Below are 14953 nucleotides of genomic sequence, written 5' to 3'. Positions count from 1 at the left end.
TCAGAGCCCCAGGTAGGCGCGCCGCAGTTCGTCGCTGCCGAGCAGTTCGCCCGGCAGGCCCGAGAAGCGCACGCTGCCGTTCTCCAGCACGTAGGCGCGGTCGGCGATCTCCAGCGACTGGCCCACGTTCTGCTCGACCAGCATCACCGCGAGGCCGCCGTCGCGCAGCTCGCGGATCAGCGAGAACATCTCTTCGACCAGCAAGGGCGAGAGGCCGAGCGAGGGCTCGTCCAGGATCAGCAGCACCGGCTCGGCCATGAGGCCACGCGCGATGGCGAGCATCTGCTGCTCGCCGCCGCTCATCGTGCCGGCGTGCTGCGCCATGCGCTCGCGCAGCCGCGGGAAGATGTGGAACATCTTCTCGACGTTGGCCGCGCGCCGCTCGCGGGCACGGGTGAAGGAGCCGAGCTCCAGGTTCTCCAGCACGCTCAGGTTGGGAAACACCTTGCGGCCTTCAGGCACCTGGATGAGGCCCGCCTTGACCACGTCGCGGTAATGCGCGCCGCTCAGGTCCTTGCCGTCGAAGCGCACCGTGCCGCCCCAGGCGGGGCAAAGGCCGCAGACCATCTTGTTGAGCGTGGACTTGCCCGCACCGTTGCTGCCGAGCAGCGCGACCATCTCGCCCGCGTTCACCTGCAGGTCGACGCCGCGCAGCACCTCGACGCGGCCGTAGCCGCCGCGCAGGCCTTGGATTTCCAGCAACGCGCTCATGCTTCGGCCCCCGATGCGGCCTTGCGCAGCCGCGCCGCGGTGCCGTGGCCCAGATAGGCTTCGACGACCTTGTCGTCGGAGGTCACCTGCGCCGGGCTGCCCTCGGCGATCAGCTGGCCCTGCGCGAGCACCCACACATGTTCGGCGAGGTGCATCACGGCCTGCATGACATGCTCGATCATCAGCACGGTGACGCCGCTGTCGGCGATGCCGCGCACCACCGGCATCATCTCGGCGATCTCCTGCGGGTTGAGGCCGGCGAGCACTTCGTCGAGCAGCAGCAGGCGCGGCTTCGTGGCGAGCGCGCGGGCCAGTTCGAGGCGCTTGCGGCCGGCCACGGTGAGGTCGGACGCAGGCTTGTCGAGCTGCGGCGCGAGGCCCACGCGCAGCGCGACGGCTTCGGCGTTCTGCAGCGCCTCGGCACGGCCGCGCACATGCAAGTGCGCGCCGACGGCGATGTTCTCGCGCACGGTCTGCGCCGCGAAGGGCTTCACGATCTGGAAGGTGCGGGTCATGCCGAGCGCGGCGTTGCGATGCGGCTCGCGGCCGGTGATGTCCTCGCCCGCGAAGCGCACGGTGCCGGTGTCGGGCTTCAGAAAACCCGACATCAGCGCGAACAGCGTGGTCTTGCCCGCGCCGTTCGGGCCGATCAGCGCGCTCAGGCTGCCCTCGCGCACCGAGAGGCTCACGTTCTGCACGGCCTTCAGACCGCCGAAGGAGCGCGAGAGGCCGTCGATGGCCAGCAGGGCGTCAGTCATGGCGGCCTCCCTTCGACTTCCACAGCTGCCGCACCGACAGCCCGATGCCCGCGATGCCGCGCGGCACGAAGATGACGATGAGCACCAGCACCGTGCCGTAGATCACCATGTTGATGCCCGGCAGTTCGCCGAAGAGGTTGCGCGTGAGATCCGACAGCACATGCAGCACGACCGCGCCGAGCACCGGACCCCACATCGTTCCCATGCCGCCGACGATGGCCGCGACCAGCGCCTCGATCGACACGGCCGGGCCGTACGCGATGCCCGCGTCGATGTACTGGAACACCTGCACATAGAAGGCGCCCGCCGCGCCCATGAACGCCGCCGACAGGCCGATGGCCCCTAGCTTCACACGGAACGGATTGACGCCGACGGCGCGCGCCGCGTCCTCGTTGTCGCGCACCGCCTGCAGGTAGGCGCCGAAGCGCCCGTTGCGCAGCCACCAGGTGACGAGCAGCGCCGCGACGACCATCGCGAGCACCACCCACAGGTAGCCCGCACGCGAAGAGAACTGCAGGTTGGCCACCGATTCGCGCAGCGGCACCATGAGCCCGACGCCGCCGCCCGTGAAATCGACCGACAGCGCGAGGATGCGGAACACCTCGGCGAAGGCCAGCGTGACGAGCGCGAAGTACGAGCCCTTGAGGCCGTAGCGGAAGGTGAGCGCACCCATGAAGAGCCCGACGAGCGCGGCGCCGACGATGGCCAGCGGCAGCGCGACCCAGGCGTTGATGCCGCCCTGCAGCTGCGCGATCGCCTGGATGTACGCACCGGTGCCGAAGAACAGCGCATGCCCGAACGAGAACTGCCCGCCGAAGCCGCCCAGGATGTTCCAGGCCTGCGCGATGAGCGTGGCGTAGAGCGCCATCATCACGAAATTGAGCGTGACGCCCGACTTGGTGACGAAGGGCACGCACGCCACCAACACCGCGAAGAGCGCGATGCCTGCAAGTTGCTTCATGCCCGCGTTCATGCCTTGGCCCCGAACATGCCCTGCGGCCTGAAGAGCACCACGCCGATGAAGATCGCGAAGATGCCGATCTGCCCGAGCGATTCACCAAGGTAGAGACCACCGAGCGATTCGACGATGCCGACGAGGAAGCCGCCGATCAGCGCGCCCACGAAGCTGCCCATGCCGCCGAGCACGACGATGGTGAAGGCCACCAGCACGAAGCCGCCGCCCACCTGCGGGTTGACGTAGTACGCCGGCAGCAGGAAGCACGCGGCGGCACCCAGGCACGCAAGGCCGATGCCGAAGCTCATCGCGTAGACATGGTCCACGTCGATGCCCATGAGCTTGGCGCCCTCTTTCTCTTTCGCAACCGCGCGGATGGCGCGGCCGAGGTCCGTGCGGCCCATGATCCAGAACAGGATGCCCGAGACGACCAGCGCACCCGCGAAGGCGACCAGCTTGGGCACCGCGATCATCGCGGGGCCGATGGCGACGGTGCTGAGCGAATAGGCGGTGTCGATGTTGCGCGTGTCGGACTTGAAGAACAGCAGCGCGAGGTTCTCCATGACGATCGCGATGCCCAGCGTGGCGAGCAGGATGTTCTCGTCCTTGCCATGGCCCGCGCGGTTGATGACCACACGTTGCAGCGCATAGCCGAGCGCGAACATGCCCAGCACGACGATGGGCAGCGCGAGGTACGGATCGATCCCCAGCTTCTCTTTCAGGAAATACACCGCATACAGCGCCAGCATCAGGCTGGCGCCGTGCGCGAAGTTGATGATGTGCAGGACGCCGTAGATCAGCGTGAGCCCCAGCGCGATCAGTGCGTACACCGCGCCCGTCGTCAGCCCGTTCAGGACCGACGGGAAAAGAATGCCGAAATCGAACATCCCGCCTTCCGCTTCAGGCCGCGCGCAGCGGGAACACCGGGTCCACTTCGCGGTAGTCGCGTGGGATGATGACCTTGATGTCGTTCTTCACCACCTGCGTCATGAGCGGCTGTGCGCCCTCGTTCTGGCCGTTGACGAACTTCGTCGGGCCGTAGGGCATGAAGTGGTTCGAGAAGGTGCTCTTCTCCAGCGCGTCGACGATGGCCGCGCGCTCGGTGGACTTGGCGCGCTCCAGCGCATCGGCCAGCAGCCACATCGAGGCGTAGGTCATGAAGACCTCGTAGCTGAAGAACTGGCCCTTGGCCTCCACGCGCTTGCGCAGGTCCTGCGCGCGCTTGTCCTTCGGGTTGAACCAGTGGTTGCAGTCGATGATGCCGTTGGCCGCGTCCGGAAACTCCTTCACGAACTTGTAGCTCGACGCCGCGCCGCCCAGCACCGAGAAGATCGCCTTGGGCACCACCTTCTGCTGCTGCATGGTGCGCACCAGCAGTGCGTATTCGTTGTAGTAGTTGGCCGGGATCACGATGTCGGGGTTGATCGACTTCATGCGCAGCACGATGTTGTTGAAGTCGCGCGTGGGGTTGGCGTGCTTGACCACCTCCTTCACCTCGAAGCCGTAGCCCGGCAACTCGCGCGAGAGCAGCTGCGCGGTGCCGGCGCCGAAGAGCGACTCCTCGTGGATGATCATCACCGTCTTGGCCGGGTTGCCCGCGGCCTTGTTGAGCACCAGCAGGTTGGCCATGGCCACCTCGGTCGACTTCTTGTAGCCGGGGCCGAAGCGGAAGGTGTTCTTCAGGCCGCGCTCCACGATCTGGTCGGCCACGCCCACATCGACCACGTGCGGCAGGTTGTACTTGGCCGCAGCCTGCGTGGTCGCGAGACAGATCGCCGAGGCGTAGGCGCCCACGATGGCGGAGACGCCGGCCTCGTTCATCTTCTCCACCTCCGCGGCGCCCGCCTGCGGCTGCGATTGCGCATCGCCGAGCAGGGCCTCCAGCTTCGCGCCGCCGAGCGACTTGATGCCGCCGGCTGCGTTGATGTCCTCGATGGCCATCAGCGCACCGAGGCGGCACTGCTGGCCCGAATAGGCCAGCGCACCGGTGACCGGATGCAGCACGCCGACCTTGACGGTCTTGGGCTGCGCGCCTGCCACGAGCGGGAAGGCAACGGCGGTCGCCAGGGCGGCGGACTGCGACACGAAACTGCGGCGGTTCTGCATGGTGGGGCTTTCCTTTTCTTCTCTTCAGTTGAACTGGGCTGACACGTCTTTGCTGACCCACACCTTCGCGTCGATGCTGCCCACGCGGGAGAGCTGCATTTCGTAGGTGTAGCGGTCGGGGCGATAGAGGCCGTGCAGCCACTGCACGGGCCGCTCGTCTTCGTCGTAGATGAGGCGGCGCACCGCGAGCAGGGCCGAGCCGACCGAGACGTCGAGGTGCTGCGCAAGCACGTTGTCGGCCAGGCGTGCGGAGATGGTCTGGTGCGCGCGCCCCACCTTGACACCCGACTCTTCGAGCAGCACGAGGATCGGTTTCTTCGAGAGCTCGCGGCGGCCGAAGCGGCGCGCGATGGTGTCGGGCACGTAGGTGGTGATGTGCGAGAGCGGGCCTTCCTTGGTGGAGCGCACGCGCACTGCCTTCTGCACCGCGTCGCCCAGCTGCAGCTGCAGCGCCTCGGCCACCTGGGTGGAGGCGGTGATGGTCGCGACCTCGATCACCTTCACCGAGGTGTGCAGGCCCATGGTGACGAGGTTCTCGAGCAGGCCGCGCAGGTTGGCGCGCTCCAGGTTCTTCGTGCCCGGCTGTTCACCGGCGGCCGGTGGCGGCAATGCGCGCGTGCGGCGGCCGGGGTTGCGTGCGATCAGCCCTTCGGACGAGAGCTGTTCGAGCGCGCGGCGCACCGTGACGCGCGCCACGCCGAACTGCGCCATGAGCGCGAGTTCGCCGGGCAGGCCTTCCGCGAAACGCCCCTCGTGCAACTGCTCACGCAGGACCAGGTAGATCTGGTGGTACTTCGGCAAAGGCATTTGCGACATGCCTTTGATGTTTTTGCAGTTTCAATGTTCTGTCAATGGGACATTTAAAACCGAAGACCGCGCTGCCAGGCGCCGGGGGTGAAGCCGAACTGGCGCGTGAAGATGCGCGTCATGTGGCTCTGGTCGGAGAAGCCGCTCGCGGCCGCGGCCTCTGCGAGGTCGGCGCCGTGGCGGATCAGGTGGCGCGCGCGTTCGCTGCGCTGCAGCACGAGCCATGCGTGCGGCGGCACGCCGTAGGTCTTCTCGAAGCGGCGCAGCACCTGGTAGGTGCTCAGGCCCGTCATCGCCGCGAGCTCGGCGAGCGTGGGCGGGGCGAGCAGTTCGTCGGCGAGGCGGTCGCGCACCTGCTTCACGTCGGCAGCAGCTTCGCGCGAAGGTGCGGCGGTGGAATGGTTGTCGCGCAGCAGGCCGCAGACTTCGGCCAGCGATTCTTCGCAGGCGAGCGATTCGACACGGCGCGCATCGGATGCGGCAACACGCCAATCGTCGAGACGGGTGAACAGGCGGCGCAGCGTGTCGCCTAGCCTTGCATCCTGGATGACAGGACGCGTCAACGCCACATCGGTGCCGGCATCGCCATTCATCGCGGCCATCACCCCGGCATCGAAATACACCATGCGCCAACGACGCGACGGCCCGCCGAGCGGCATGCCGTCGTGCACTTCACCGGGGTTGGTGGCGATCAGGTCGCCGGCATACGCATCGACCTTGCCGCGCCCGCTGGCCGAGCGCTGCGCGCCGTGCTCCAGCAAGCCCAAGCCGTAGGTGGAATGCCAGTGCCGGCCGTAGTGGCGGGCACTCTCGATCGCGGTGCCGTGCACGCCCTCCCAGGGCGTGCCGAACACCTGCGATCGATGGTCCGGCGGCGCTTTCATCCGCCGGATGATCGCAGAGGATCAGAGCTTGAAGGGAATCACTTCCTGGCGTTGCTCGCCGAGGCCTTCGATGCCCAGCGTCATGACATCGCCCTTCTTCAGGTACAGCGGCGGCTTCATGCCCATGCCGACACCGGGGGGCGTGCCGGTGGTGATCACATCGCCGGGCATCAGCGTCATGAACTGACTCACGTAGCTCACGATCTTGGCGACCGTGAAGATCATGGTCTTGGTGCTGCCGGTCTGCACGCGCTGGCCGTTCAGGTCGAGCCACATCGAGAGCTTTTGCGGGTTCTCGATTTCATCGCGCGTCACGAGCCAGGGGCCGAGCGGGCCGAAGGTGTCGCAACCCTTGCCCTTGTCCCAGGTGCCGCCGCGCTCGATCTGGTATTCGCGTTCGCTCACGTCGTTGATGGTGCAGTAGCCGGCCACGTAGTCGAGCGCGCTCTTCTGCGAAACGTAGCGCGCCTGCGTGCCGATGACCACGCCGAGTTCGACTTCCCAGTCGGTCTTGACCGAACCCTTGGGCAGCATCACCGGGTCGTTCGGGCCCTGGATGCAGCTCGTGGCCTTCATGAAGACCACGGGTTCCTTGGGCACCGGCAGGCCCGATTCGGCCGCGTGGTCCGCGTAGTTCAGGCCGATGGCGATGAACTTGCCGACGTTGGCCACGGGGCTGCCCAGACGCGGCTTGCCCTTGACCAGCGGCAGCTTGTCGAGCTTGATCTTGCGCAGCTTGGCGATGGCGGCATCGCCGAGCTGGTCGGGACCGATGTCCTTGACGATGGCGCTCAGGTCGCGCAGCTTGCCGTCTGCGTCGATGAGGCCGGGCTTCTCCTTGCCGGGGTTGCCATAGCGGACGAGTTTCATGCTTTCCTTTCAGTGCATTGAATGATCAATAAGTGGAGCGGCCACCGGAGAGGTCGAAGACCGCGCCGGTGGAGAACGAACAATCTTCGGTGCAGAGCCAGCCGACCATCGCGGCCACCTCTTCCACCGTGCCGAATCGGCCCATGGGTATTTTCGACAACATGAAGGCGATGTGCTCGGGCGTCATCTGGTCGAAGATCGCGGTCTTCACCGCCGCGGGCGTCACGCAGTTCACGCGAATGCCGGTGTCGGCCAGTTCCTTGCCGAGCGACTTGGTGATGCCGATCACCGCTGCCTTGCTCGCGCTGTAGGCGCTGGCATTGGGATTGCCTTCCTTGCCGGCGACCGAGGCGATGTTGACGATGCGCCCGTAGCCTTGCTTGCGCATCTGCCCGACCACTTCACGGCAGCACAGGAACACGCCATTGATGTTGACCTCCATCACCTGGCGCCAGTCATCCACCGGGTAGTCCCACAGCTTGACGTTGGGGCCGGTGATGCCGGCGCTGTTGACCAGCGCATCGATGCGCGGCGAATGCGCCAGCGTGGCCGCCACGGCCTTGGCGACCGAAGGCTGCTGCGACACATCGACCTTCAGTGCGAAGGCCTTGTCGCCGAGCGATTGCGCGGCCTGGTTCGCAGCCGCCTCGTCGCGGTCCCACAGCGTGACGCTGCCGCCCGAAGCCACCAGCCGCTGCGCGATGCCGAACCCCAGGCCCGTGGCTCCGCCGGTGATGACCGCATGCCGGCCGGTGAAGTCGAGCTGGTTCATATCGTGATGCCGCCGTCGACGGTGAAGAACTGGCCGGTGGCGAAGATCGATTCGTCGCTCGCCAGGAACACGACCACGGGCGCGATTTCTTCCGCCTGTGCGAGCCGGCCCATCGGCTGGCGCGCGATGAAGGCCTTGCGGGCTTCCTCAGGATCGGCGTTGGCGTTGATGCGGTCGCCCAGTGACGGCGTATCGACCGTGCCCGGGCACACCGCATTGCAGCGGATGCCCTTGGTCACGTAGTCGGCCGCCACGCTCTTGGTGAGGCCGAGCACTGCCGCCTTGGTGGTGCCGTAGACAAAACGGTTGGGCAGGCCCTTCATGCTGGAGCACACGCTCGCCATGTTGATGATGCTGCCGCGCCCGGCCTTCAGCATGCCGGGCAGCACGGCCTGGATGGTCCACATCTGCGCGCGCACGTTGAGCGAGAAGGCGAAGGCCAGGTCGTCGTCGCTCGCCTGCTCGATGGTGCCGTTGTGCACCACGCCCGCGCAGTTGAAGAGCACGTCGAGCGTAGGGAGCTTGGCGAACAGCGCGCCGATGGCGGCCTTGTCGAGCACGTCGAGCTTCACGGCCGTGACGTTCGCGACGCCCGCATAGCGCTCCAGCAGCTTCTCGTTGACGTCGGTGGCCCAGACCTGGGCGCCCTCCGCGGCGAGCGCCAGCACGCTCGCGTGGCCGATGCCCTGGCCGGCTGCGGTGACGAGCGCGGTCTTTCCCTTCAGTCTCATGGATGTCTCCGATTCGGGTTTGGCCCGATGGGTGACACGGGCAACGCATCGTATTCTGAATTGGCCTTACCACTTGTCCAATTCAGGACAACCCTTAAACCCGCTCTGTCTCTCGTCCGTGCCCCTCCAGACCGTCGAACCCCAACGTCTCTATCGCCAGATCGCCGACCAGCTGCGTGCGCTGATCGCCAAGGGCGAGTTTGCCGTGGGCGCCCGCCTGCCCGCCGAGCGGGACCTGGCCAAGCAGCTGGGCGTGAGCCGCCCTTCGGTGCGCGAGGCGCTGATCGCGCTCGAGGTCGAGGGCTGGGTCGAGGTGCGCACGGGCTCCGGCGTGTACGTGCTCGACCGTTCGCACCGGGCTGCGGCGCCCGTCGCGCCCACGGAGTGGGGCCCGTTGGAGCTGATCCGCGCGCGCCGCGTGATCGAGGGCGAGACAGCCGCCATTGCCGCCACCGCCGGCAAGCGCAAGGACGTCGATGCGATGACGCGCGCCATCGAGGTCATGCGCGAGATGGCCGACCGCAAGGTGATGCCGCTCGAAGGCGATCGCGCCTTCCACCTCGCCATCGTCAACGCCAGCGGCAACGCGGTGCTTGTGGAGACGGTGCAGAACTTCTGGGACTCGCGCAAGGGCCCGATCTTCACGCGCCTGGGCGGCTACTTCGAGAACGTTCCTTCCTGGCGCTCGGCCATCCTCGAGCATGAGGCCATCCGCGATGCGGTGGCCGCCCGCGACGCCGAGGGCGCGCGTGCCGCGATGCATGCGCACATGGACAAGTCACACCAGCGATTCAGCGCGAGCTGGCGACGCGCGAAGCCTTCCTGATTTCTCGCCAGCATCCCTGCCATTACTACAACGGAGACAAGCCACATGATCAGCAGCAAGAACAGCAAACGCACCGCCCTCAAGGCCCTGGCCGCCTGCGCCCTCGCGGCCGGCGTCGTGGGCATCCCGGGCATCGCCTCGGCGCAGACCAAGCTCAAGTGGGCCCACGTCTACGAGACCTCGGAGCCCTTCCACAAGTACTCGGTGTGGGCGGCCGAGGAGATCAAGAAGCGCACCAACGGCAAGTACGACATCCAGGTGTTCCCTGCTTCCACGCTCGGCAAGGAAGCGGACATCAACCAGGGCCTGACGCTGGGCACGGTCGACATCATCCTGTCGGGCGCGAGCTTCGCGGGGCGCACCTACACGCCGCTGGCGATCTCGTACTTTCCCTTCATCTTCCGCGATGCAGAGCACCAGTTGAAGTACGCCAAGAGCGACGTGTTCAACGAGCTCGCCAAGGGCTACGACGACAAGAGCGGCAACCACATCACCGCGCTCAGCTACTACGGCGCACGCCATGTGACATCGAGCGCGGCGCGGCCCGTGAGCAAGCCCGAGGACATGAAGGGCCTGAAGATCCGCGTGCCCGATGCGCCGGCCTACCTCGCCTTCCCGAAGGCGCTGGGCGCCAACCCGACGCCCATCGCGTTCGCCGAGGTGTACCTGGCGCTGCAGAACAACACGGTCGATGCGCAGGAGAACCCGCTGCCCACCATCGAGGCCAAGAAGTTCTTCGAGGTGCAGAAGAACATCTCGCTGACCGGCCACATCGTCGATTCGCTGCTCACGATCTGCTCGGGGCAGCTGTGGGCCAAGCTCTCGGCGGATGAAAAGAAGATATTCACCGACGTGATGCAGGAAGCCGCGGAGAAGACAGGCCGCGAAATCATCGCGTCCGAGGCGCGCCTGGTGGAGGAGTTCAAGAAGAAGGGCAACAACGTGATCACCGTCGACAAGAACGCGTTCCGCGAAGCGGTGCTCAAGGCGACCAAGCCCACCGACCAGGGCTACCGCCAGCAAGACTACGACCGCATCCTGGCCATCAAGTGAACGCGTGATCCAGCCATGAGCGAACCTCAAAAAATCATCGATGACGAAGGCCACTTCCACGCGGAGGACGAGGTGGTCGATCTGTCAGGCACCATCGCCGAGGGCTGGATCTCGCTGGCCCTCTTCTGGCTGCTGGGCCTCACGGTCTTCTACCAGTTCGTCACGCGCTACGTGATGAACGACTCGGCCGCCTGGACCGAGGAGGTGGCGCGCTACATGCTCATCGGCGTGGTCTTCATCGGCGCGGCGGTGGGGGTGGCGAAGAACAACCAGATCCAGGTCGACTTCTTCTACCGCCACATGCCGCGCGCCATGGGCCGCGCGCTCTCGATGGTGGTCGACGTGCTGCGCACCGCCTTCTTCGTGGCGGCCGTGGTGATGACGATCCAGATGATGATGAAGATCGGCAACCAGACGCGCATGACCATCGTCGACCTGCCGATGAACGTGGTGTACGCGCTGTGCGTGTTCGGCTTCGCCGCCATGGCGTGGCGCTCGCTGCAGGTGCTGCGCATCCACTGGCAGCGCGGCTACAGCGTGCTGGAACGCCCCGAGTCGACGCTCTCCGACCGCTGACCGCGGCTTGCAACGACAAGAAAAAGACCCATGCTGAAAATCATCTTCCTGTTCTTCATGTCCGGCGGCCTGCCCGTGGCCATCGCCATGGCCGGCGCCTCGCTGGTCTACATCCTGGTGAGCGACAGCACGCTGCCGCCCTTCGTGGTGATCCACCGGATGGTGAGCGGCATCGACAGCTTTCCGCTGCTCGCGGTGCCCTTCTTCATCCTGGCCGGCAACCTGATGAACAACGCCGGCATCACCACCCGCATCTACAACTTCGCGCTCGCCCTGGTGGGCTGGCTCAAGGGCGGGCTGGGCCACGTGAACGTGCTCGGTTCGGTGATCTTCGCGGGCATGAGCGGCACGGCTATCGCGGACGCTGCGGGCCTAGGAACCATCGAGATCAAGGCGATGAAGGAGCACGGCTACTCGACCGAGTTCGCCGTGGGCGTCACGGCCGCATCGGCCACGCTGGGCCCGATCATTCCGCCGAGCCTGCCCTTCGTGATCTACGGGATGATGGCCAACGTGTCAGTGGGTGCGCTGTTCCTGGCGGGCATCCTGCCCGGCGCGCTGATGGCCATCCTGATGATGCTCACGGTGGCCTACTACGCGCACAAGAACAAGTGGGGCGCGGACGTGAAGTTCTCGCGCACGCGGCTCTTCAAGGCGCTGATGGAGCTGGCCGTGGTGATCGGCTGGCCGCTGCTGATGTGGCTGCTGGTGGTCAAGCTCGGCACGCCGCCGCAGCTCACGGTGTTCGCGGGGCTGGCCTCGCTCTTCGTGCTCGACAAGATCTTCAGCTTCGAGGCGCTGCTGCCCATCATGACGCCGGTGCTGCTGATCGGCGGCATGACGACCGGGCTCTTCACGCCCACCGAGGGCGCCATCGCGGCCTGCGTGTGGGCCATGATCCTGGGCTTCGCGTGGTATCGCACGCTGTCGTGGAAGATGTTCATCAAGGTCTGCCTGGACACCATCGAGACCACGAGCACGGTGCTCTTCATCGTGGCGGCGGCATCGATCTTCGGCTGGATGCTGACGGCCACGGGCGTGACCACCGACATCGCCGCCTGGGTGCTGGGCTTCACCAAGGAAGCGTGGGTGTTCCTGCTGCTGGCCAACCTGCTGATGCTCTTCGTGGGCTGCTTCCTGGAGCCGACCGCGGCCATCACGATCCTCGTGCCGATCCTGCTGCCGATTGCCACGCAGCTGGGCGTGGACCCGATCCACTTCGGCCTGGTGATGGTGCTCAACCTCATGATCGGCCTGCTGCATCCGCCGATGGGCATGGTGCTGTTCGTGCTGGCGCGCGTGGCGGGCCTGAGCTTCGAGCGCACGACGATGGCGATTCTTCCGTGGCTGGTGCCGCTGCTGCTGAGCCTGGGCGTGATCACCTACATGCCCAAGCTCGTGCTGTGGGTGCCCAAGATGTTCTATTGACCATGACCCCCTACATCCGACTCCATCCCGCCGACGACGTCGTCATCGCGCGCTCGCAACTGCTGGGCGGCACGCTCGTCGAGAACGTGGCCGTGCGTGGCCTGATCCCGCCGGGCCACAAGGTCGCGATGCGCGCCATCGCGCAGGGCGAGCCGGTGCGGCGCTACAACCAGATCATCGGGTTCGCGAGCAAGCCGATCGCGCCCGGCGAGCATGTGCACACGCAGAACCTGGACATGGGTCCGGACAAGGGCGACTTTGCGCGCGACTACGCCTTCGGTGCCGACGTGAAGCCCGCGCCCGCGAAACGCGAGGCGACGTTCATGGGCATCAAGCGCGCCGACGGCCGCGTGGCCACGCGCAACTACATCGGTGTGCTGACCAGCGTGAACTGTTCGGCCACGGCCGCGCGCGCGATTGCAGACCACTTCTCGCGCCGGACCAACCCTTCCGCGCTCGCGGCATTCCCCAACGTGGACGGCATCGTCGCGCTGACGCACGGCACAGGCTGCGGCATGGACACCGAGGGCATGGGCATGCAAGTGCTGTCGCGCACGCTCACGGGCTACGCCACGCATCCGAACTTCGCGGGCGTGCTGGTGGTCGGGCTCGGCTGCGAGGCCAACCAGATCAACGCGTGGCTCGCGACCGGCCACCTCGCCGAGGGCGAGAACTTCCGCACCTTCAACATCCAGGACACGGGCGGCACGCGCAAGACGGTCGAGAAGGGAGTGGCGCTCATCAACGAGATGCTGCCGCGCGCCAATGCGGTGAAACGCGAGCCGTGCAGCGCGGCGCACATCACCATCGGGCTGCAATGCGGAGGTTCGGACGGCTACTCGGGCATCAGCGCCAACCCTGCGCTCGGCGCCGCGGTCGACCTGCTGGTGGCGCACGGCGGCACGGCTATCCTCAGCGAGACGCCCGAGGTGTACGGCGCCGAGCACCTGCTCACGCGCCGCGCGGTGAAGCGCGAGGTGGGACAGAAGCTGGTGGACCGCATCAAGTGGTGGGAGCACTACACCGAGATCAACGAGGGCGAGATGAACAACAACCCCTCGCCCGGCAACAAGGCGGGCGGGCTCACCACCATCCTCGAGAAATCGCTGGGCGCGGTCGCCAAGGGCGGCACCAGCAACCTGGAGGCGGTGTACGAATACGCGGAGCCGGTCTCGGCGCACGGTTTCGTCTACATGGACACGCCGGGCTACGACCCGGTGAGCGCCACGGGCCAGGTGGCCGGCGGCGCGAACCTGATCTGCTTCACCACCGGGCGCGGCTCGGCCTACGGCTGCGCGCCCTCGCCCTCGCTCAAGCTCGCGACCAACTCGGCGCTGTGGCAGCGGCAGGAAGAAGACATGGACATCAACTGCGGCGAGATCGTCGACGGCACGGCCTCGATCCAGGAGATGGGGCAGCGCATCTTCGAGTTGGTGCTGGCCACCGCGTCGGGCGCGCAGTCGAAGAGCGAGCAGCACGGCTACGGGCAGAACGAGTTCGTGCCGTGGCAAGTCGGCGCGGTGATGTGAGCGCAGGGCAAGGCATGAGCACACTCCCCTTTGGCTTCCTGGAAGGCACCGGCTTCGAACGGCTGGATGCGCGCTTCAACACCTGCATCCCCGGCCCCGAGCGCGTGGAGCGGCTGTGGACCGGCGCGCGCTGGTGCGAGGGCCCGGTGTGGTTCGGCGCGCACCGCACGCTCCTGTGGTCGGACATTCCGAACAACCGCATGCTGCGTTACGACGAGGTGAACGGCACGGTCGGCGTGTTCCGCGAACCGTCGAACAACACGAACGGCCACACGGTCGATCGCGAGGGCCGGCTGGTGAGCTGCGAGCACCTCACGCGGCGCGTGACGCGCACCGAGCACGACGGATCGATCACCGTGCTGGCCTCGCACTGGTAGGGCAAGCGACTGAACTCCCCCAACGACGTGGTGGTGCATTCGGACGGCGGCGTGTGGTTCACCGATCCGAGCTACGGCATCCTCTCGGACTACGAAGGCCTGCGCGCCGAGAGCGAGATCGGCGCCTGCTACGTCTACCGCATCGACCCCGTGAGCGGCGCCGTCGAGCGCATCGCCGACGACTTCGTCAAGCCCAACGGCCTGGCCTTCTCGCCCGACGAATCGCTGCTCTACATCGCCGACACCGGCGCGAGCCACCTGAAGGACGGGCCGCGCCACATGCGCCGCTTCAAGGTGGGCGCCGACGGCCGCAGCCTGAGCGGCGGCGAGGTGTTCGCCGAATGCACGAGCGGCATGTTCGATGGCTTTCGCCTCGACACCGAAGGCCGTATCTGGACCAGCGCCCTCGACGGCGTGCACGCCTATCACCCCGACGGCACGCTGCTCGGCAAGATCCTCTTGCCCGAGCGCGTGGCGAACGTCTGCTTCGGCGGGCCCAAGCGCAACCGGCTTTTCATCTGCGCGACGACGTCGCTCTATGCCATCACACTGAACGCCAAGGGAGCCTGA

General features: G+C 66.6%; 15 protein-coding genes and 1 pseudogene. 6 read left to right on the top strand and 10 right to left on the bottom strand.

The window, feature by feature from the left end; genetic code table 11:
- From GNX71_RS04075 to GNX71_RS04030, 10 genes are read right to left on the bottom strand one after another with little or no spacing between them, the layout of a single operon-like run.
- A complete protein-coding gene (locus GNX71_RS04075; protein ID WP_206177139.1) occupies positions 1-711 on the bottom strand; it encodes an ABC transporter ATP-binding protein in 711 nt (236 codons plus the stop codon).
- The gene (locus GNX71_RS04070; protein WP_206177138.1) at positions 708-1469 is read right to left on the bottom strand and encodes an ABC transporter ATP-binding protein; all 762 of its coding nucleotides are present in this window, start codon (positions 1467-1469) and stop codon (positions 708-710) included. Before GNX71_RS04070 ends, GNX71_RS04075 begins: the two co-directional genes overlap by 4 nt.
- Positions 1462-2442 carry a branched-chain amino acid ABC transporter permease gene (locus tag GNX71_RS04065; RefSeq protein WP_206177137.1) on the bottom strand — a complete coding sequence of 327 codons (981 nt, stop codon included), beginning with the start codon at positions 2440-2442 and terminating at the stop codon, positions 1462-1464. The genes GNX71_RS04070 and GNX71_RS04065 overlap by 8 nt, the downstream gene beginning before the upstream one ends.
- Positions 2439-3311: a branched-chain amino acid ABC transporter permease gene (locus GNX71_RS04060; RefSeq protein WP_206177136.1), complete on the bottom strand. Its 873-nt coding sequence runs from the start codon at positions 3309-3311 to the stop codon at positions 2439-2441. Before GNX71_RS04060 ends, GNX71_RS04065 begins: the two co-directional genes overlap by 4 nt.
- 13 nt (positions 3312-3324) lie before the next feature.
- Entirely contained in the window at positions 3325-4530 is a 1206-nt protein-coding gene (locus GNX71_RS04055) for an ABC transporter substrate-binding protein (protein WP_206177135.1), read from the bottom strand.
- A 24-nt stretch (positions 4531-4554) separates the two neighbouring features.
- Positions 4555-5337, bottom strand: coding sequence for a GntR family transcriptional regulator (locus GNX71_RS04050; protein ID WP_206177134.1), 783 nt, complete (start codon positions 5335-5337; stop codon positions 4555-4557).
- Between the two features lie 53 nt (positions 5338-5390).
- Positions 5391-6221 carry an AraC family transcriptional regulator gene (locus GNX71_RS04045; RefSeq protein ID WP_206177133.1) on the bottom strand — a complete coding sequence of 277 codons (831 nt, stop codon included), beginning with the start codon at positions 6219-6221 and terminating at the stop codon, positions 5391-5393.
- A 21-nt stretch (positions 6222-6242) separates the two neighbouring features.
- Positions 6243-7091: a fumarylacetoacetate hydrolase family protein gene (locus GNX71_RS04040; RefSeq protein ID WP_206177132.1), complete on the bottom strand. Its 849-nt coding sequence runs from the start codon at positions 7089-7091 to the stop codon at positions 6243-6245.
- A 25-nt stretch (positions 7092-7116) separates the two neighbouring features.
- Positions 7117-7863 (bottom strand): SDR family NAD(P)-dependent oxidoreductase, encoded by a 747-nt coding sequence (locus GNX71_RS04035; RefSeq protein ID WP_206177131.1) that lies wholly within the window; start codon positions 7861-7863, stop codon positions 7117-7119.
- Positions 7860-8594 (bottom strand): SDR family oxidoreductase, encoded by a 735-nt coding sequence (locus tag GNX71_RS04030; RefSeq protein ID WP_206177130.1) that lies wholly within the window; start codon positions 8592-8594, stop codon positions 7860-7862. Before GNX71_RS04030 ends, GNX71_RS04035 begins: the two co-directional genes overlap by 4 nt.
- 118 nt (positions 8595-8712) lie before the next feature.
- Here GNX71_RS04030 and GNX71_RS04025 point away from each other — a divergent pair, with 118 nt between their 5' ends.
- From GNX71_RS04025 to GNX71_RS04000, 6 genes and pseudogenes are all read left to right on the top strand, one after another.
- Complete coding sequence (locus GNX71_RS04025) at positions 8713-9420, top strand: FadR/GntR family transcriptional regulator (protein WP_206177129.1); 708 nt, start codon at positions 8713-8715, stop codon at positions 9418-9420.
- A 45-nt stretch (positions 9421-9465) separates the two neighbouring features.
- Complete coding sequence (locus GNX71_RS04020) at positions 9466-10473, top strand: sialic acid TRAP transporter substrate-binding protein SiaP (protein WP_206177128.1); 1008 nt, start codon at positions 9466-9468, stop codon at positions 10471-10473.
- A 15-nt stretch (positions 10474-10488) separates the two neighbouring features.
- Positions 10489-11049 (top strand): TRAP transporter small permease, encoded by a 561-nt coding sequence (locus tag GNX71_RS04015; RefSeq protein WP_206177127.1) that lies wholly within the window; start codon positions 10489-10491, stop codon positions 11047-11049.
- Positions 11050-11079: 30 nt separating this feature from the next.
- Entirely contained in the window at positions 11080-12477 is a 1398-nt protein-coding gene (locus tag GNX71_RS04010; protein ID WP_206177126.1) for a TRAP transporter large permease, read from the top strand.
- Positions 12478-12479: 2 nt separating this feature from the next.
- Positions 12480-14006 (top strand): altronate dehydratase family protein, encoded by a 1527-nt coding sequence (locus GNX71_RS04005; protein WP_206177125.1) that lies wholly within the window; start codon positions 12480-12482, stop codon positions 14004-14006.
- A gap of 14 nt (positions 14007-14020) precedes the next feature.
- Positions 14021-14953: pseudogene (locus GNX71_RS04000) on the top strand (SMP-30/gluconolactonase/LRE family protein).

Origin of the sequence: Variovorax sp. RKNM96, assembly GCF_017161115.1 — a bacterium.
Lineage (GTDB): Bacteria > Pseudomonadota > Gammaproteobacteria > Burkholderiales > Burkholderiaceae_C > Variovorax.
Note: the sequence above shows the minus strand (reverse complement) of the source record. Positions and strands in the feature narration are given on the sequence as shown.